The sequence below is a fragment of the Bizionia sediminis genome, from assembly GCF_042684585.1.
GTDB classification, from domain to species: Bacteria; Bacteroidota; Bacteroidia; order Flavobacteriales; family Flavobacteriaceae; genus Algorimicrobium; species Algorimicrobium sediminis.
This window is the reverse complement of the sequence record NZ_JBHULS010000005.1, coordinates 45193-64947: the sequence shown is the minus strand read 5'-3', so window position 1 is coordinate 64947 and position 19755 is coordinate 45193. Positions and strand designations below refer to the sequence as shown.

The window sequence follows — 19755 nt, the reverse complement described above, 5'->3', positions numbered from 1 at the left end:
GAAAAAGAAGGACTATTACAAAATTACTTCTGGTAATGGTTTGTAAAGTAGATTAGGTAAGTTTTTGAAATTAAGTGATGCTACTTCATAGTAGTTGACTTTTTTTCCATCTTTAGAAGTTTGTTTTGTTTTAGGCAGATAACACACTTTAATACAAATTTTGTAAAATGTATCAACTAGAGTCTTATTCTTTATAGCAGTAATAATTGTATTCTTAAATTGAAAAACATCTGTTCCAAGTAGGAAATCATTATTTAGAAGATAATCTAAACTCTCTTTAAAATCAATCTTATAAAACTCAGATTCAAACTTATCACTAGGAGTTATTGGCAATCTAAAAACACCATCATCCTTTTCAATTTTAGATTTATCAATCAACTCTATAAGTTGATACCATTTCTTAAAAACCTTCACACTAGTTAAATCTCTAGTTTTAAGATTCTCATTAACTTCATGAAGGTTATTACTATAAAACAAGCATGACTTTAGATAAAGCTTATACATTTCTACTTTAGCTTCCCTTAAAACAAAGTCATTGGATTCAAAGAACACAGCACTTAAAATCATTAACAAAATCTTATTGATTTCTGCTTGAGTAGCCTTTTTAGAATCTAAATTAACCAACATTTGCCCTGTTAGTTTCTCTATAAATTCTAACTTTTCATAAGCACTAAAGCTATCATAAAGATTGAACTCTTCAAATGTGTTATTAAGCTCTTCTAACTCAAAATTTAAAAAGCTCTTAACATCATCAAATAAGTTTTCTTTATCAAAATTCAATTTAGTTGAAGCTTTTATGGATTTTAATTTACAGTTTAGAAATTGATTACCAATACTTGCCCAAAGAATGTAAGCAGATAAGTTCCCTCCAAAAAATTCCTTTGTAATATACTTTTCTCCTTGATTAAGAATAAATATCTCTTTTGCAGGATAAAGTAATCGATTTAAGCCTGCTCTGTTGGTTGTTCTTAGCTTTTCTTCTGCATAACTTACATCATCAATCAACTTCTCATAGGCACTCTCTAAAAGTTTAGATTGACTATTAATTGAAGAGTAATTTGAGTACTTATCACTACCTCGCTTATAAGTTTCAAAACATTCATACATTTCTTTATTTTGAATTTCAGTATATGGTAAAGACTCTAAACTTAAACCATTAGGATTGGGTATAAAAATGTGAATATCTCCATTTTTTCTTTGTCTAGCTAAAGCCTGTACAATAACATTTGAACCATTTGTAAACACACCTTTATTGTTTACATAGTCAACTGACAAGTCTTTAGGAAATAGTATTATTAGAGTATGTTTTTCTTGCTCAATATTAACCCCTGTACTAAAGTTAGTTCCTATATTGATTACATTTTTACTATCAATGTATTTTTTATTCGCTTTTCGATTAAAAGCATCTGAATAACATCTATTAACTTGATGGATTTGGTCTTTAAAAACATCACTAACTTTCTTGATTTTTGAGTTTGATGTTTTGTTAGTATTTATAAGCTTTTCAACTAAAGTCTTTGAGTAAACCAAAATATCAAAAGGCTTCTTTTCTTTAACTAAACTTGAAACTAAACTTACCAAATTAGAATCTTGATATAGTTTTTGGTCTACATAAAAGTTAAGATGTAGATTACTCTCTCTTGAAGGTTTGGGCAACCTTTTAGACTCAATAATAAATATGTTTTTATCTGTAAATTCAGACACATACTTTATCACCTCTTTTGAGGCTTCATTAAATGTAGCACTTATAATATATGCCTTATGTACTAAACCTTGAAAATTCCAAAGATTGAAAACAAACTGTTCTTTAAAGTTATGAATACTATCATGTATCTCATCCATTAACCAAATCACCTTTTTATCAGTGCCCTCACAATAATTTTTTAATAATTTAAAGTAGTTACTCCTAACTTTAGAAGTAAACAGGTTATCATCTCCTGGATTACCTATTAAAGCATTAATAGTCATAACATGTATTTTACTTCTTACTCTAGCTGTAATAGGCAACATGTCTACATCATTTGTATACCCCCAACTTTCTTTTTTGGTCTTATTAACACCTTCTTGAATATTGGTTTCATATTTAGATAAGTTGAAAATTTCATTTTTTGAGATATACTTTGAGCAGTCTTTAACGTATTGTTCTATTAGACTCTTATAAGGAACCGCTATTATGATAATGTAATCTGGATTACTAGCATACTTAGTTAGAACTTCTATTATCGCTCTAGTTTTTCCTTGTCCTACACCAGCATTAATAATAGTAGTATTTTGGTTGTCAAGGTCTGTTTTAAGCCTAGCACTTAATTCATCACTTATGTATCCTTTTTCATTTGGTTCTAAAACCTCTTTTGGATTTACCTTATAAAAGTTGTTATCAAAATCTTTTGTATTTATTTCTTTAAACTCAATAGGTGTTCCCTCAAAATATATGTTAGGTAAAATCATTTAGAAAATTTAACTGTGCTATAAATGTATTACAACACAGTTAATTTATTATCTTTTTTTCTTCAATTTCTTACTTAACTTACTCATTTGACTACTTACTTTATGCTGAACTACTTTAGCATAATGCCTTTGTGTAATAGAGATACTTGAATGCCCTAGAAGCTCAGATACTGTTTCAATAGGAATATCATTATAAAGCAAAACTGTAGTCGCAAAAGTCTTCCTAGCTATATGGTGAGTTAATCTTTTATCAATCTCAACCAACTCAGCTATTTCTTTTAGATAAGAATTAAACTTTTGATTGCTAATCACAGGAAGTAACCTTCCTTCAGGTCTATACTTATCCAGTATTTTAGAAGCTGTAGGTAACAAAGGGATTGACACTTTAGATTTAGTTTTTTGTCTCATCATTTCAATCCAGATGCCTCCATCAAACCCTTTTATTAAATGCTCCTCCTTTAAAGTTGACATTTCTTGATATGCCAACCCTGTATAACAACAGAAAATAAACATATCTTTAACTTGATTCAATCTAGCCTGTCTAAAAGTATGATTTTCGAGTTTATCTAATTCTTTTTGATTTAGGTAAACTACTTTACTTTCATATTTTTTAGGTTTGTAAAGTATGAATGGGTCTTTCTTCAAATAGCCTTTTGCTAGAGCTAATTTGATAATCTTTCTAACACGTTGAATACTCTTATTAATAGTAATCTGTTTTTGTTTCTTTTCAGATTTTAGGTAGAAATCAAAATCATCTAAAAAATTTTGATTGATAGACTCCAGTAGTATATCTCCTTTCTTGTATTGGAATCTGATAAAGTTTGAAACATGGTTTCTTGCCTCTGTAAACTTGTTATAAGTAGACTTTGAATACTCAACACCTATTAGCTTCTTCATTCTATTGTTATGCAATTCAAACACCTCTAAAAGCGTTTTATTTGCCTTTACATTCTTTCCTACATATTGTAAGTAGATGTCCTCTACATCAAAACTCTCATTGTTAACTTGTAGCAACAAAAAAGCCTGATTAGTTTTTTGCTTAATCAGACTTAGCTTAGTGTTAATCTCTTTAAAATTGCTATCACTAGCAGTTACAATCTGTTTTTTCCTGTCCCAATCTTTGGGGGCTACAGAAATTCCAGTTGCAAATTGCTTCCTTTTTTGATTGTATGTAATTCTACAAAATATAGGAGCTTGGTTATTTTTCTTAATCCTATTCAATGCAATAACAAAGAGGATTCTTAATTTATGTGTATTCATTGTTTACTGTGTTTTAGGGTATATTAAAAAAGTGATACCTCGACATTAAAAATTGATACCGAAAAGTGCACCTTTAAATGAAGGTATTAAGCTTATGAAGGTTTTTACAGAAATAGAAGATAGCGTGTAAATCCTTGAATTTACTGCATAAAAAAAGAGTAATCATTTCTGATTACTCTTATTTAGTAGCGGGAACAGGACTCGAACCTGTGACCTTCGGGTTATGAGCCCGACGAGCTACCTACTGCTCTATCCCGCGATTTAAATTCCAAAACAACTAACTAGCTTTTAACTAAACCAAATCATAACTTTCGGTGTTGTTGTTTCGGACTGCAAATATACAAAGCTTTTTAGATATTCCAACAAGATTTGAATAAAAATTATTGTTCAATGCTTTCGGCTTGAAAACCTACTAAAACTTGATCGTCAAAATGTACTGTAATTTCTATGGGATTGCAGCAAACTTCGCAATCTTCAATATACTGCTGTTCAGATATGGAGCTATCTAAAAGCATGGAAACTGTTTCCCAACAATATGGGCACTGAAATGTATGTTCATCCATATAGCTAAAATAAAAAAAAAAGAGATTATGTAATATAATCTCTTTGGCTTTTCTGCTACTTTTAGTTGCTCTAATCGTTGTCCGTTATGACAGAACCCGAATTTAAATCTATTAAGTTTGGATTATTTCCGTTTATAACGCTAATATACTCCTGATTGAGTTTGTTATCGTTTACCATAAATGTTTTTAAATTAGGGAAATAAGACAGTTCAAAAGGAACATTGCCCGTTAACATATTATTGGCTAATACAATTTCTTCTAATTGTACTAAAGCCATAATCTCTATGGGAATTTCGCCACTTATCTTATTATCAATTAAACTTAATTTTACTAACTTTTGTAAGGAACTTATAGTTTTAGGAATGGTTCCTGATAATTGGTTACTGCCTAATTCTAGGTGCTTCAAATTTGTAAGATTGCCAATAGTTTCTGGAATATGCCCGGTTAAACTATTCATGGCTAGGTTTAAATATTCTAACTTACTTAACCGACCAATGGATTCCGGAATAGGGCCACTTAAATTATTTAAACCAAAATTTAACTTGGTTACATAGGTTAAATTACCCAAAGCATCGGGTAAGCTGCCCTCCAAATTATTAAACTCCAAATTAATTGCTACTACCCGATTGTTTTTAACGGTAATACCATGCCACGTATTTATGGGTTTAGACAAATGCCAGGTGTGTGTCCAGTTGTTTCCGTTTGTAGCGTTATATAGTGCCAATAAGGCTTCTTTTTCGCTGTTGGGTACAGCCGCTTGTATTAGGGGACTTAACAATACAAGAAGAATTGATAATGCGTAGGTTTTCATAATATTGATTATTAGCTTGATTTTATAAACCAATATTAGACAGAATATAGATTAAAAACAAATTTAATCGATAAAATACATCATTTTGTACCCTAGTTCGTTAAGCATCCGCGTCATGCAACGCGTCTAGTGTTTCTTGAACCTGCTCCCATTCCATCATTAGGGTGTCCAGTGTATCTTTTTTTGCTTGATAGGTTTCAAAAAATTGCGGATCGGATACCGTCTCATCGTAATTAGTGGCTAAAGCAACATCTAGTGTTTTAATTGTTTTTTCTAATTGCTGAATTTTGGATTCTATATTACTTAATTTATTATTGAGTGATTTCCGTTTCTTCTGATTTTCGTACTGTTGTTTATTGCTTTCCTTGGGCGATTGCTTGGCTATTTCGCGGCGCTCTACCTCGCGTAAGTTATCTACTTGGCGCTGTTCTAGATAAAAATCAATATTTCCTAAATACTCGGTTATTTTATGGTCTTTAAATTCGTAAACCGTATCGGTGAGACCTTGCAGAAAATCGCGGTCGTGCGAGACTAAAATAAGCGTTCCTTCAAATTTTTTAAGCGCTTCTTTTAGTACATTTTTAGATTGAATATCTAGGTGGTTGGTGGGCTCATCCATAACCAAAACATTAAACGGTTGTAGCATAAGTTTTGCCAAAGCCAACCTATTGCGTTCGCCACCAGACAATACGCGCACGTATTTATCGACCTCTTCGCCACGAAACAAAAAAGAGCCAAGAATATCGCGTACACGACTTCTATTGGTTTCATTAGCGGCGTCAATCATGGTATCTAATACCGTTTTATTGCCATCTAAATAATCTGATTGATTTTGGGCAAAATAACCTATTTGCACATTATGCCCCAGCTTTAAGCTCCCTTGACAGGACAACTCGCCTACTATAATTTTTGCTAAAGTTGATTTTCCTTGACCATTCTGACCAACAAAAGCTGTTTTCACCCCTCTAGCTACATGTAAGTTTATGTTTTTCAAAACCGTTAAATCGCCATAGGTTTTGGTAATATTTTCGGCCTCAACAACCACCTTACCCGGTGTAATAGAAACTGGAAATTGTAAGGACATAACACTGTTATCGTCTGCATCTACCGAAATCCTATCCATACGTTCCAACTTTTTTATCAAGGATTGGGCCATGGTTGCTTTAGAGGCTTTTGCTCTAAATTTCTCGATAAGTTTTTCGGTTTGTTCTATTTCCTTTTGCTGATTTTTTTGAGTAGCTAACTGCTGTTCCTTTATTTCTTGCCTCAATGTTAAAAACTGCGAATACGGTTTATTAAAATCGTAAATACGCCCCAATGAAATTTCAATAGTTCTGTTTGTAACATGATCTAAAAACATTTTGTCGTGCGAAACAATAACAACAGCACCCGGATAACTTACTAAAAAGCCTTCTAACCAAATAATAGATTCAATATCCAAGTGGTTGGTAGGCTCATCTAAAAGCAGTAAGTCGTTATTTTGAAGCAAAAGCTTTGCCAACTCAATACGCATGCGCCAACCTCCCGAAAAGGTATCGGTTAACTTATCAAAATCGCTTCGCTTAAAACCGAGACCTTGCAACACTTTTTCTGTTTCGCCTTGGTAATTATAACCGCCCAAAATTTCGTACTGATGTTGCAAATCGTTAACGCCTACCATTAATTCATGGTACGCATCACTGTCATAATCGGTGCGGGTAGCTAACTGGGTGTTAATAGCTTCTAACTGCATTTCCAGGCTTTTAAGTTCTTTAAAAGCCTCGTAGGATTCCTCCAATACGGTTCGGCCTGCTACAAAATCGATATCTTGTTTTAAAAACCCAATACGCAAATTTTTATCGGTTGCCATCTGGCCAGAATCGGGCTCCATGTTTTTGGCTAGTATTTTTAGCATGGTAGACTTGCCTGCGCCATTTTTACCAATTAAGCCTATGCGGTCTCCAGCGGTAATTTTAAAAGAAATATCTTCAAATAAATAATCGCCTTGAAAAGACACCGAAAGATTATGAATATTAAGCATTATGTTACAATTGTTACAGGGGTGTATTAAATAAATTGCCTAATTTTGTGCTAGTCTTTTTTAACAAGAAAGGCTTTTATTAGACACCGTGTTTGCCACGGATACAAAAATAAACTAATAAACATGATAACAAAAGGAACCAAGCTTTATAGTATTTTTACAGGGGCATGCCCAAAATGCCATCAGGCATCTATGTATGTTAATACCAACCCGTATGCTATAAAAACAGTGCAAAAAATGCACGAAAATTGCACGCATTGTGGCTTTAAATTTTATATCGAGCCTTCGTTTTTTTATGGCTCTATGTATGTTAGCTATGCCGTTGGCATCGCCTTTGCAGTGGCTGCTTTTATAATTAGTTATCTTTTTTTAGGAAGCAATTTAGTAACCGCTTTTATTGCCATAGTAGGTACGCTAGTCGTTTTTGCGCCTGTAATTATGCGTCTTTCCAGAAATATTTGGATTAATATGTTTGTTAAGTTCGATAAAACTAAAATAAGACGTTAAAAGCGACTAATGGCTATTTCCGGATTTAAAGGACACTTATTTTCTATGTAATTATATAGCGCTTGTGCAGCATATGGCGCAATCATAACACCACGCGAGCCCATACCGTTTAAAACGTGTAACTGCTTAAACTCCGGATGGCTTCCAACCAGCGGACGCCTGTCTGGTACCGTTGGCCGTATTCCCGCCTCATGCTTTAATATACTGGGCGACCGCTTTAAAAAAACTTGTAACTTCCGTAACAACTCGTCTTTACCCTTTTGGGTAGGTGTGTTAGTAACATCAAACCGATTGTAGGTAGCACCAACATAATAATCGGTGTCCGAATTAGGCATAATAAACACACCGGCTTTTATGGCATCTTTAAGGTGTAAATTTGGAACCCTTACAGTAAGCACCTCGCCTTTATTGCCTTGTAAGGGCAAATAGTTAAAAAATGGATTTTGGGCCATGCCAAATCCTTCACAAAACACCACATGTTGCGCCCGAATATCCGTATAAGAAACTTCTGTACCACGCTGTTTAAGCTCTGCATGGTTGAAACTAGCCGAAAGCAATTGCTTGTTTTTTAATAAATAAGCTTTATATCCCGAGATTAAAGCAGCTGTATCCACCCTACCCGCATGCTGTACCGCGCCTAAATGAAAAGGCGCATTTATAAGGTCGTTGGTATTTTTTACCAGTTTTGGCGCCATAAAAGGTTCTAGATTTGGTTTATCCATAGCGGTAAACCAGGCATTTTGCTCTTCTACCGATGCCAAACGGCGATAAACATTCATTTTATAGTCCAACTGTAGGCCTAAAAGTGCCTCCAAACCTTGGTACATAGGCAGTGCAATATCTAATTGCTTTTGTGCCATCCAAACCTCGGTAAACCGTTTTAAAATAACAGGATTATACATGCCTGCAGCTACCAAAGAAGCCTGTTGTGAGGCATTATTAAAAACTACAAATCGCTTTTTAGCTTGGCGCAATTGTTCGCAAAACGCAATACCGGCTAAACCCAAGCCAACTACAATATAATCTACTTTCATGTATGCAAAGGTACTATGGATTTAGAACAAATTACAGGTTACCCCATAAAAAAACGCCCACTGTAAGGTGGGCGTTTTGTATTGCTTGTTTCCTAGTGTTAATAGGACCACATATCTAATTCGAAATTTCGAATTTTTTCTTTAATTCTATCCGATTCTAGAAGTTGCATTAAGGCGTTTTCCGAAATATACTCGGTTACCTGACGGTCGCCGTAAACATTTTCTTCTTTGTAAATAATGCCGTTAAAACGTCTGGAATTTAACAAGTGATCGAATGAAAATGGTACTGAACTGTTTTCATTATTGAACGCTTTTGCCTCATGCAAAATGTCGCGTACATCTGGATAAAATACCCAAAATAATGGAATTGGTTCTTTGTTTGCTTCGTCTTCAGAATCGATAAAGTTAACGTCTGGAGCCGCTGGTGCAATACCAATTAATCGGAATTTTAACTCCGCCTGACGCTTATCGAAGTACCACAAACCTTTAATAAGATATGCGCTAACATCGTAGGACGTAATGTCTCTTTTAATGATGTACTCTGGAGATACGAAACCATCGGCATTAAATTGATCGTAACCAATATCCAGGGTATCCACCTTGGACATGCTAGTTCGTAAATCCTTCAGCGTTCGCTGTGCGGTAAAATAAGAATCGTCATAAACCGTTTTTATATTACCGTTTTTTACGTTTTTCCAAAGCACATCAAATAAGGAACGTCTGTGTTTTCCAATATTATTTGTATCCACTGGGTAGTACAACGGAAAGTTAACACGTTCATCTAAAATCACGCGTTCCCAAGTCATTTTAGAAAACAGGATATCACGGTCATCCACATATCCATACTCTAAAGGCTTATCGTTGTCCACCATTTTTTGTGCCTCTGTGCGCACGCCAATTTCGTCTGGCGATTTAGCACTTAACAAATTTGCCTGTGCAAAGGATGCTGTCATGAAAGACACTCCTAAAACGATTAATAAAAAACTTTTATAATTCATCTGTTTTAATTTTAATTATTTGGGATTACATCAGATGTTAAAACCAATATTAATTTGCTAATTCAACAATTACTGGCGAAACACCTTTTAACTTGTACGATGAATTCCCTTTAATTTGCGCTGAAATATCGAAAATTGATATTTGATCTCCACGTCTTGCCTTACGTAAGGCATTTTTTGCTTGACTGTTTAACTTGGTTCCGTTTACACTTACAGAAGGTTGTCCTGGTACTTTTAACTTAAACGAAGTAACTTGAATTGGTAATTCAAAATCGAATTCGTCTAACACAGCACCAATAGTTGAAATTTCAACACTATTTCGTGGTAATTTAACAATTCCTGTTTGACCACTAATAGCTCCTGTTGGTTTTGGAATATCCTTAATGCGGAAAGTTGCTTTATCGTTTACCGATGTACCATCTGGTAACGTACCGGATACATTTATAGTAACCTCACGACCAGAACCTGGGTTCATAACATATTTACCAGCTCCAGAACCTTTCTGTAAACCAGGTGCTGTTGCAGACACTTTATTGTCTGGTACACCTGCAAAAGAAATAGTCATTGGGTTAGCAACCCCACGGTATACTACGTTCATTTTGTCTGCAGAAATAGTAGCCGAATTAGGTTTAGGTACTACTGCATAAGTACTTTCAAAATCGATAACTACTGGCTCACCACCTTCCATAAAGGTAAATTGACCTTTAATATCTTGCTCACCTACAGCTCCAGCAGGGAAATCTAAAAAGGTTTCACCGGCCTTCATAGCGTCTTGCGATAATTCATTACCGTTAACAACTACTTTATCTGCTTTTAAGGTATTATCTTTTTTACCTAAAATAATTCTACCTGTAAAATTTTCACCTGTAAAAAAAGCTGTTTTGTCTGGTACCACAATGGCATCAAAATTAGTTAAAGACGCTTCTACCTTTAACTTTCCTGCTAACATAGACGATAATACTTCAGACTGTGTTGCTTTAATGTCTGCTTGCAATGCTGTCATTTTTGTTAATGAAGCTACTAATGGGAACCCACGATAGTGGTAATCTAACCAATCTATTTTGTTACCATCTCTGTTTGTAACCGGTTCTGTAGAAAATTTCTTTTCAACATCGGCTGCAATAGCAGACATTTCTGGGTTTGTTCTTAAAATTGCTGTAACACCTTCGCGGTATTCGTTAATTTTATCTACAAATTCTTGTCCTTCTGGCTTTAATTTATCGCCTTTAAACCACAGATTATTTAAAAAATCTGACTTGTCCATTACCTCGTAATCCTGCGGATTTTCAACGGTAGCAGCCATTTGTGCTTTAATGCCACCTATGTAAGCATCAAAATCGTTTGATAATTTATTAATTTGATCTGCTTGATTTTTTAAAGGACCATACTTTAATTCGTTATCCGCAGCTTGCTGCTCTAAACCTGCAAAAAACTGCTGGTTTCGTATGGTTGCTGTCTCGTTCGATTCGACTAACTTTTCGTTCATTAAGCCGAAAGCGGAAAGCACCTCTTTAGACATATTCAATGCTAACATTGCAATGAAGATCAAATACATCAAGTTAATCATTTTCTGCCTTGCAGATAATTTTCCTCCTGCCATTTCTAATTTAGTTTTTTGTTAATTACTTAAAATTGTTACTACTAAACTTAATTAGTTTTTGTTCATTGCAGATAACATACCACCATATACACCATTTAAGGATGACAGGTTAGATGCCAAGGATTGCATTTGCTCTTTTAATTTTTGTGCGTTTTCTACAGACTCTTCGTTAATTGTAGCTTGACGATTTACACTTTCTAATTGTACTTTGTACAAGCTGTTTAAAGATTCCATTTGTGCAGCTGCTAATGATAACTCTTCGCCATACTTTTTAGTAGCAGCAATAGAATCTACTGTTGGTGCAATACCTTTAGCGGCACCTTCAAAGTTTTTAATGCTGTTTCCTAATGATGCCATTAATTCGCCATCAATTTTAGCTTCTTTTAATAAGTTATCTAATTTTTTAGATAATAAACCTTCTGCTTCTTGAGGTTGTTCTTTCTTTTTGCTAGCAGTTTTTGCTGCGCCGCCAGCTAATTCAGGATACACTAAAGACCAGTCTAATTCGTTGTCTACTGGTTCAAAAGCTGATAGTGCGAAAATTAAAGCTTCGGTTACCAGACCAATTGTTAACATCACGTTACCTGTTAATGGGCCTATTTCAAAGTGAATAATTTTGAATAATGCGCCAATAATAACAATAGATGCTCCTAATCCGTAAGCCATTGCCATAAATTTCTTGAATCCTTTTGATTGTGCCATAATTTTTAGTTTTAGTTTAGTTTAATTGTTGTTTATAGTTTAGTTTAGTTTACAATGTTTGTTTAGCGGTTTAAGCCGTTTAATGTAATATCTGTGCCCAGATAATCCTGTACGGTACGGAAGCCAATATAACTTCTTGCCGAATCGGCATACTCATAATCACGTGAACTTACTTGTAGATAATAAGCTACATCTTTCCATGAACCACCGCGCACCACTTTACGGTTGTTATTAATATCGTTTACACTTGGGTTTATACTCGATACAAACTCGTATGAAGACGGATCGTAAGAAGCGTGTACCCATTCGGCTACGTTACCAGACATGTTGTATAAATTATAATCGTTAGCTTCATAGGATTTAGCTTCTACGGTGTACAAGGCCTGATCGGCGGCATAATCGCCACGTAACGGTTTAAAGTTTGCCATAAAACAACCTCTATCATTTTTGGTATAAGGCCCACCCCATGGGTAAGTTGCCGCTTGCAAACCACCACGCGCTGCATACTCCCACTCTGCTTCAGACGGCAAACGGTATTTTGGCACATTGTGTTTTTTGGAACGTTTTCTGGCTGCATTATGGTATAGCGTACGCCATTCGCAAAACGCATTAGCTTGTTTCCAAGACACGCCTACAACTGGATAATCGTCGTAAGCCGCATGCCAAAAATAATCGTTGTGCATAGGCTCGTTATAAGAATAGGCAAAATCGCGAATCCAAGCAGTAGTATCTGGATACACCTCCACCGCTTCTGTAATTAAAAATTCTGAACGCTTTTTACCTTTGTTATGCATTTTAGCCGCCTTTTCAATATCCATATAAGTATATTGAAATTTAAATTTCTTAACATCCCAAGTACGCTGACCATTATAAGACTCCTCTAGAGGCAAATACATGGTATCCATAACTTCGGCGTAATATTCATCAATATAGTTAGCGGTATCGAATTCGATATCAATATCTTTATTTAGCTTTCTACCCTCGTAGCCTGTTGGCCCTAAACCCGCATAATTATCGTACATATACTTTTCGTATACCGTCATATTTTCAGGTTCTGAATCTAAAAAGGCATACTCGCCTATAGTTCCAGCATCGGCTTGGGTTAATCCTTCTTCGTCTGCAAGGATAGCTAAACGGGTTCTAATAATTGAATCGCGTACCCATTCCACAAACTGACTGTATTCGCTATTGGTAATTTCTGTTGCATCCATATAATAGGAACGCACGGTTACAGTTTTGGCAGGGGCGTCATGAACACCGGCTAAATCATCGTCAGCCTTACCCATAATAAAGGCGCCACCAGGAACCAACTCCATGCCGTAAGGTTTTTCTGGATGCCATTTTTTTCCTTTAACTCCTACTAGCTGGCCTCTGTCCCCAGATCCACAGCTGGTTAATACAGCTAAAATTGCGGTTAATAAAATTAGTTTCTTCATATCCATAGAAAACTCGAGGTTAATTAATTTGGTCTTAAAAATTTTAAGAGCGTAAACATATTTATATAATTCGTAAAAAACAACTTTTTTTTTGAAAAATTACACATTTCATCGCTCAAAATGTGCGTTTTGTCGATAAAAACCTACTTAAAAACGTTAAAGTTTTAGACGCAATTCTTTTGAAAAGCCTTATACCAACGCTCTGGCACATTATTATTGCAGGCATCTTCGTAATCTTGATGCGTACAAGGTAATAACGTATGTCTTTTTAATTTATTATTTACTTCATCAGAAAAAGGTATTTCTATCCACCAACGCCCGGTTTTTATGCTTTTATAAAACACCAACTCTTGGTGCTCCACTAATGTGATAAATTTTTGATACGTATGCGCCGATGTAAAGTCGTCATCCTTTACCCTACTATTTACACCTTCTATAAAGTACCAAACCATTTGCGCTATGAGGCCAGTGGTTAAATGATCTTCGGAGGAAGGTTTGTATTCAAAAATACCAAAACTACTTACCTTATTACTAATTCCCGCATAGCGTGTAATGGTACAAATTTCTTTACCATCAAAACCATTGGGCGATTCTTGCTGGTTTAAACTCACTTCCGATCCTTTTATACAGCCCAAATCTACGGTTACAATGTTGGCATCGCGAAGGGCAGGCTCCACCAAAGTCATATTATTAGTTACGGCTCCCAATCTGTAGGATTCAAAATGAAGTTTATCCATGAGGTCTATTTCCTCTTGGGCGTTAAAATAAGTTTGATACCCAATAGTAGCGTAATTAAATAAATTATAGGGCTCGTCTAAAATTATATTACCAACAAAACTCGTATTTTTCATTGCTTGAGTAGAATCGCCTAAATCGAATTTAGAATCGATATTGGCAATATTTACCATGGGCATTAAGGCATCGTATGCCCGATATATAGGATAGGTTAAATCCTGACTACCACCAATAATAATAGGAATAATGCCTTTTGGTATTAATAAGGACACAGCCGTTTTAAGTGCATAGTAAGTATCTGTTACCGATTCGCCCGCTTCAATATCGCCCAAATCGGCTATGCGGGTATGCCAATTTCCTGGAAACAAACCATACAAGGCTTTGCGCACTTCGTTTAAGTGTACCGTTTCTCCTATATATTGGGCGGCATTTCTATTTTCTAACACGCCAATAATGGCTAACTCGACACCTGTTAAATCGGGTATGCCATTTTGAGCCGAGTGGATACTAATTTTTTTTCCAAGCACTTGCGGCGCTAACAAATTGGTATGCGTAATAACACTGTCGGGTACTGGCGTTAAAAAATTAAAATTCATTCGGGTTATTTCTTTTTAGCGGTACTTGCTTTTTTGGTTGTTTTTTTAGTCGTTTTTTTTGTGGCTGTTTTTTTAGTGGCTGTTTTTTTTCGGGTTGTTTTTTTCTTTGGCGCGTTTTTTTCCAAAATAGCCTCCGCTTCTGCCAATGTCATTTCTGATACATCTTCCGTTTTGGGTAGTTCTACTTTGGTTTTTCCTTTTATAATATGATGGCGGCCCCAACGTGCTTTTTCTACGCGAATGCCCGCTTCTTCCCAATTATGAATAAGCTTGTCCTTTTCTTTTTGAATTTTATCTTCAATTAATGTAACAATATCGTCATCTGACAAATTATCCCAATCGTATTTTTTATTGACATTAATAAACATGTTGTTCCATTTAATGTAGGGACCAAAACGACCCTTCCCTTTTTGTACAGGCAAATCCTGGTACATATATATAGGTGCGTCTGCCGCTTGTTTTTCCTTAATAAGCGTAATGGCTTCATCTAGTTCCACACTTAACGGGTCGGTCCCCTTTGGAAGCGATACAAACTGTTCGCCAAATTTTATGTACGGCCCATAACGCCCGTTATTTACAGATACCGGTAAATCGTCATAGCTACCAAGTGATTTAGGTAGTTGAAACAGGTCCATGGCCTCTTCGTAAGTTATGGTATTTAGTTGTTGGTCTGGACTTAAGCTTGCAAATTGTGGTTTTTCTTCGTCGTCCACGGTGCCTATTTGCACCATAGGGCCAAATTTACCCAAACGCACACTTACCTGTTTTCCTGTTTCTGGGTCGGTTCCTAAAATACGCTCACCAGACTCTCGGTCGGCATTTTCTTGCACATCTACAACCACTGGATGAAAGTCTTTATAAAAGTCTTTCATCATTTTTGTCCAATCTACCTTACCTTCGGCAATATCATCAAAATCGCCTTCTACTTTAGCCGTAAAATTATAATCTAAAATAGCATTGAAATGGTTTACCAAAAAATCGGTTACAATCATACCAATATCGGTTGGTACCAATTTCCCTTTGTCCGATCCTACTTTTTCAGACAGTTGTTTGGCTGTTACCTTACCCGCTTTTAGGGTTAGCAAGGTGTAATTCCGTTCCACACCTTCCACGGTCCCTTTTTCAATATAATTTCTATTTTGAATGGTAGAAATAGTTGGCGCGTACGTTGAAGGACGCCCAATACCAAGTTCTTCTAGTTTTTTAACCAAGGACGCTTCCGTAAATCGCGCTGGTGGCCTTGTGTAGCGTTCGGTTGCCGTAATGTAGGTGTTTAAAAGTGTTTCCTGGGCCTTCATTGCGGGCAACATACCGTCTTGTTCTACATCTTCGTCGTCGGTACCTTCTAAATAAACTTTTAAAAAGCCGTCGAAAGTAATTACTTCACCATTCGCTGTAAAAATATCTTCATGGGTAGAGGCTTCTATTTTCACTTTGGTGCGCTCTAACTGGGCATCGCTCATTTGCGAGGCAATGGCACGTTTCCAAATTAAATCGTATAGCCTAGCCTGATCTCTGTCTATATTAACCGAATGATTGGAAAAATCGGTTGGCCTAATAGCTTCGTGCGCCTCTTGTGCCCCTTTCGATTTTCCTTTGTATGTACGTGGCTTGCTGTATTTTGACCCGTAAGCTCGTTCTATTTCGGCTTGTGCGCCCTGTCTGGCTTCATCGGAAAGATTCACACTATCGGTACGCATGTAGGTTATTAAACCTGCTTCGTACAAACGCTGTGCTACATTCATGGTTTTACTTACCGAAAAATACAACTTACGTGCGGCTTCTTGTTGTAAAGTTGACGTAGTAAAGGGTGCGGCTGGCGACTTTTTAGCTGGTTTTTTTTCGAGGGAGCCAATTTTAAATGTGGCATTGGCATTGGCTTCTAAAAAGGCTTGTGCAGCTTCTTTAGTATCGAAATTTTTTGGCAGCTTGGCCTTAAAACTCTGACCACTTTCGTTGCTAAATTCGGCATCGATTCTGTAAGAGGCCTCCGGCGTAAAATTTTGAATTTCGCGCTCTCGCTCTACAATTAAGCGGACAGATACCGACTGTACCCGACCTGCCGATAACCCGCCTTTTACCTTACGCCACAAAACAGGCGACAATTCGTAACCTACTATGCGGTCCAATACACGACGCGCTTGTTGGGCATCTACTAAATCGTAATCAATACCACGCGGGTTTTGAATGGCTTTCTGGATAGCCGATTTTGTAATTTCATGAAAAACAATGCGTTTAGTTTTGTTTTTATCTAAATTTAACGACTCTGCTAAATGCCAAGCAATAGCTTCTCCCTCGCGGTCTTCATCGCTAGCTAACCAAACAATTTCTGCTTTCTTGGCTAAATCTTTTAGCTTTTTTACAACTGCTTTTTTATCTTTAGAAACCTCATAAATTGGTTTAAAATCGCCGTCAACATCTACGCCTAATTCCTTGGAAGGTAAATCGGCTATATGTCCAAAACTGGATTCTACTTTAAAATCTTTTCCTAAAAATTTTTCGATTGTTTTGGCCTTTGCTGGCGACTCCACAATTACTAAATTCTTTGCCATTTCATATTTTTTAAGGCTACAAATGTATATGAAAAAAAATAGATGTTCCTAATTTTTAAAATTTCATACGCCAAACCAAGCAATAATAATGGGCTTTTACGCACGGTCTCGCTCAAATTTTTTGTCCGCATAAATCCTTATTCCATGACGGCGACAGGCTGCTCTTCAGGAAACCCTACAACATGTTTATACACCAAATACATGGGGTGCCACACAAAAGGTGCTGTAAACAACAAGCCCACACCACACAGCAAAAACCCAACAATTTGAGCCAAAAAGGATGCAACTATGGTTAACCCAAACACTAATAACCATTTTTTATTACCCAATTTAAAACTAACCGTTATAATTTGCGACACTGATAATTCCGGATTAAAAGCAAACACGATTGTAAAAAAATAAATAGGTACTGCTACATATATAACGGGCAACACACAAAGCAACACGGCTAACAGACTTATTAAAACGGTAGCCAACATTATAAGTAGTATTTTACCCAAATAGGCCGCTTTAAAATAATAGAAAAAATCGCGCGTTAACACCGCCTCATTATGGTCTAAACGTTTCATAATTCTGAAAAATCCGGCATTTAAGGCTATTACCAACACGCTAATTAGCGTCAAGCCCACACCAAAAAACGCCAAATAAAAAAAGCTAAATCCGGCAAAATAAGCTGCCATAGCCTCGCTATCGGGATGACCACTTGTGGCTTGAGCCATTACCACGCCCAACAACGGTATGTAAAAAACAAGAATTATAGGCAGCAGCAACATAGCCGTAAACACTTGTAGTAAAAAGCCTTGCAACCAGGTTTTTTTAAATAAGTTTAAAGCCTCGTTAAATAGGGTGCCAAAATCCAATGTTGGTGCTTGGGCTATTTTTTGTAATACTGTTTGCATCATAAATTAAATTAGTGTGTCGTGCTTTCAAATTAAACCTAATTAAATATCCTGTGCAATATTTTTTTTATTATCTGACACTTTGTCATAATGATAAAAAATAATTGTAACTTTGCCTTTCAATAAAAAGACCCGTATTTTCAAGAACCCATATGGATAAAGTTATAGACGAAAGCAAGCAAGGAAACACCCTTGTTTTAAAGCAAAAAGACAGTAATACGCGTAAGCTTTACATAGAAAGCTATGGCTGTGCCATGAATTTTAGCGATAGTGAAATTGTTGCTTCTATTTTAGCAGATCAGGGTTTTAATACAACCCAACAACTGGAGGAAGCCGATTTGGTTTTGGTAAACACCTGCTCTATTCGGGATAAAGCCGAACAAACCGTTAGAAAACGTTTGGAAAAATACAACGCTGTAAAAAAGATAAACCCGAAAATGAAAGTTGGGGTATTGGGTTGTATGGCAGAACGTTTAAAAAGCAAATTTCTAGAAGAAGAAAAAATAGTCGACTTGGTGGTGGGTCCAGATGCGTATAAAGATTTGCCTAATTTATTAGCCGAAGTAGAATCCGGTCGCGATGCTATTAATGTCCTCTTATCCAAAGATGAAACCTATGGCGATGTATCGCCAGTTCGTTTAAACTCCAATGGCATTACTGCTTTTGTGTCCATTACGCGTGGTTGCGATAATATGTGTACTTTTTGTGTGGTGCCTTTTACACGCGGCAGAGAGCGCAGTAGAGACCCACAAAGTATTATAGAAGAAATTAACGATTTATGGCGTAAAGGTTATAAAGAAATTACGCTTTTAGGCCAAAATGTAGACAGCTATTTGTGGTATGGTGGCGGCCTTAAAAAAGATTTTAGCAAGGCTAGCGACATGCAAAAAGCAACGGCCGTAAACTTTGCCAAACTATTAGCTTACTGTGCCGAAGCGCAACCAAAAATGCGCATTCGGTTTTCAACTTCCAATCCGCAGGATTTAACCTTAGATGTGATAGAAACCATGGCTAAATACAAAAATATTTGCAAGCACATTCATTTACCTATTCAAAGTGGTAGCAACCGTATTTTAAAGGCCATGAACCGGCAGCACACACGGGAGGAATACATGGCGCTAATAACAAATATTAAACGCATTTTACCAGATTGTGCCATTAGTCAGGATATGATTGCTGGATTTCCAACCGAAACTGAAGCAGACCATCAGGATACATTAAGTTTAATGGAATTTGTAAAATACGATTTCGGATACATGTACGCCTACTCGGAGCGACCTGGCACCATGGCTGGCAGAAACATGACAGACGATGTGCCAGAAGCCACAAAAAAACGCCGCCTGCAAGAAATTATTGACGCGCAACGTGCCCATGGCCACATTAGAACCCAAGCCAACATAGGCAAAATCTGCGAAGTATTAATTGAAAAAGCATCCAAAAAATCCGATAAACATTGGTCGGGCCGCACCTCGCAAAACACCGTAGTGGTGTTTCCAAAAGAACAGTATCAAATTGGCGATTTTGTAAATGTAAAAATAGCGAGTTGCACAACCGCCACACTTATAGGTGAGGCCGTTGGCTATGCCGAATAAAT

15 protein-coding genes and 1 tRNA gene are annotated in these 19755 nt (G+C 36.2%); 2 read left to right on the top strand and 14 right to left on the bottom strand.

From position 1 onward, the window contains the following. Positions 1 to 15: 15 nt before the first annotated feature. From ACFSQP_RS11210 to ACFSQP_RS11185, 6 genes are all read right to left on the bottom strand, one after another. Positions 16 to 2448 (bottom strand): DEAD/DEAH box helicase, encoded by a 2433-nt coding sequence (locus ACFSQP_RS11210; protein WP_376894482.1) that lies wholly within the window; start codon positions 2446 to 2448, stop codon positions 16 to 18. Between the two features lie 48 nt (positions 2449 to 2496). Then, positions 2497 to 3708 (bottom strand): site-specific integrase, encoded by a 1212-nt coding sequence (locus ACFSQP_RS11205; protein WP_376894479.1) that lies wholly within the window; start codon positions 3706 to 3708, stop codon positions 2497 to 2499. Between the two features lie 186 nt (positions 3709 to 3894). Beyond that, positions 3895 to 3967 (bottom strand) — tRNA-Met (locus ACFSQP_RS11200). A 121-nt stretch (positions 3968 to 4088) separates the two neighbouring features. Next, positions 4089 to 4271 (bottom strand): CPXCG motif-containing cysteine-rich protein, encoded by a 183-nt coding sequence (locus ACFSQP_RS11195; protein ID WP_376894477.1) that lies wholly within the window; start codon positions 4269 to 4271, stop codon positions 4089 to 4091. A 70-nt stretch (positions 4272 to 4341) separates the two neighbouring features. Then, positions 4342 to 5082, bottom strand: coding sequence for a leucine-rich repeat domain-containing protein (locus tag ACFSQP_RS11190; RefSeq protein ID WP_376894474.1), 741 nt, complete (start codon positions 5080 to 5082; stop codon positions 4342 to 4344). A 100-nt stretch (positions 5083 to 5182) separates the two neighbouring features. Beyond that, positions 5183 to 7102 carry an ABC-F family ATP-binding cassette domain-containing protein gene (locus ACFSQP_RS11185; RefSeq protein WP_376894472.1) on the bottom strand — a complete coding sequence of 640 codons (1920 nt, stop codon included), beginning with the start codon at positions 7100 to 7102 and terminating at the stop codon, positions 5183 to 5185. 123 nt (positions 7103 to 7225) lie between these two features. Between ACFSQP_RS11185 and ACFSQP_RS11180 the strand changes: the two genes are divergently transcribed. Beyond that, positions 7226 to 7609, top strand: coding sequence for a DUF983 domain-containing protein (locus ACFSQP_RS11180; RefSeq protein ID WP_376894470.1), 384 nt, complete (start codon positions 7226 to 7228; stop codon positions 7607 to 7609). Here ACFSQP_RS11180 and ACFSQP_RS11175 read toward each other — a convergent pair. From ACFSQP_RS11175 to ACFSQP_RS11140, 8 genes are all read right to left on the bottom strand, one after another. Continuing rightward, positions 7606 to 8643: an NAD(P)/FAD-dependent oxidoreductase gene (locus ACFSQP_RS11175; RefSeq protein WP_376894467.1), complete on the bottom strand. Its 1038-nt coding sequence runs from the start codon at positions 8641 to 8643 to the stop codon at positions 7606 to 7608. The genes ACFSQP_RS11180 and ACFSQP_RS11175 overlap by 4 nt on opposite strands. Positions 8644 to 8741: 98 nt before the next feature. Then, positions 8742 to 9641: a type IX secretion system ring subunit PorN/GldN gene (porN, locus tag ACFSQP_RS11170; protein ID WP_376894464.1), complete on the bottom strand. Its 900-nt coding sequence runs from the start codon at positions 9639 to 9641 to the stop codon at positions 8742 to 8744. A gap of 49 nt (positions 9642 to 9690) precedes the next feature. After that, a complete protein-coding gene (porM, locus tag ACFSQP_RS11165) occupies positions 9691 to 11241 on the bottom strand; it encodes a type IX secretion system motor protein PorM/GldM (protein ID WP_376894461.1) in 1551 nt (516 codons plus the stop codon). Positions 11242 to 11292: 51 nt separating this feature from the next. Beyond that, a complete protein-coding gene (gene porL, locus ACFSQP_RS11160; RefSeq protein WP_376894458.1) occupies positions 11293 to 11943 on the bottom strand; it encodes a type IX secretion system motor protein PorL/GldL in 651 nt (216 codons plus the stop codon). A 62-nt stretch (positions 11944 to 12005) separates the two neighbouring features. Continuing rightward, positions 12006 to 13379 (bottom strand): T9SS ring complex lipoprotein PorK/GldK, encoded by a 1374-nt coding sequence (gene porK / locus ACFSQP_RS11155; protein WP_376894595.1) that lies wholly within the window; start codon positions 13377 to 13379, stop codon positions 12006 to 12008. Positions 13380 to 13543: 164 nt separating this feature from the next. Continuing rightward, complete coding sequence (locus tag ACFSQP_RS11150; RefSeq protein ID WP_376894456.1) at positions 13544 to 14710, bottom strand: formimidoylglutamase; 1167 nt, start codon at positions 14708 to 14710, stop codon at positions 13544 to 13546. Positions 14711 to 14715: 5 nt separating this feature from the next. After that, complete coding sequence (topA, locus tag ACFSQP_RS11145; RefSeq protein WP_376894453.1) at positions 14716 to 17262, bottom strand: type I DNA topoisomerase; 2547 nt, start codon at positions 17260 to 17262, stop codon at positions 14716 to 14718. A 137-nt stretch (positions 17263 to 17399) separates the two neighbouring features. Further along, a complete protein-coding gene (locus ACFSQP_RS11140; protein WP_376894450.1) occupies positions 17400 to 18164 on the bottom strand; it encodes a hypothetical protein in 765 nt (254 codons plus the stop codon). 149 nt (positions 18165 to 18313) lie between these two features. Here ACFSQP_RS11140 and miaB point away from each other — a divergent pair, with 149 nt between their 5' ends. Then, on the top strand, positions 18314 to 19753 hold the full coding sequence (gene miaB / locus ACFSQP_RS11135; protein WP_376894447.1) for a tRNA (N6-isopentenyl adenosine(37)-C2)-methylthiotransferase MiaB: 1440 nt from the start codon (positions 18314 to 18316) through the stop codon (positions 19751 to 19753). Positions 19754 to 19755: the final 2 nt, after the last annotated feature.